The sequence below is a fragment of the Neisseria oralis genome (assembly GCF_045062685.1).
In the GTDB taxonomy this organism is placed as follows: Bacteria; Pseudomonadota; Gammaproteobacteria; order Burkholderiales; family Neisseriaceae; genus Neisseria; species Neisseria oralis.
The window spans coordinates 1-240 of sequence record NZ_JBJGEB010000109.1; the positions used below are offsets into that span (position 1 = coordinate 1).

Below are 240 nucleotides of genomic sequence, written 5' to 3' on the forward strand. Positions count from 1 at the left end.
GGGCAGTACGTCTTCATTCAATGGGATGTATATTGCGGACGGTATGTCGCGTTTGGCAAAAATGGTTTTATATGCTTTGACGTTTGCCCTGTTTGTTTATGCCAAGCCTTATAATCAAACGCGCAACCTGTTTAAAGGCGAGTTTTACACCCTGTCATTGTTTGCCCTGTTGGGTATGGGCGTGATGGTGGGCGCGGGGCATTTCCTTACCGCCTATATCGGTTTGGAGCTGCTGTCGCT

At 48.3% G+C, this 240-nt stretch carries 1 pseudogene; it reads left to right on the top strand.

Features of this window, described 5'->3' with window-relative positions:
* Window positions 1-240: pseudogene (locus tag ACI43T_RS12265) on the top strand (NADH:ubiquinone oxidoreductase subunit N); the annotation flags it as partial.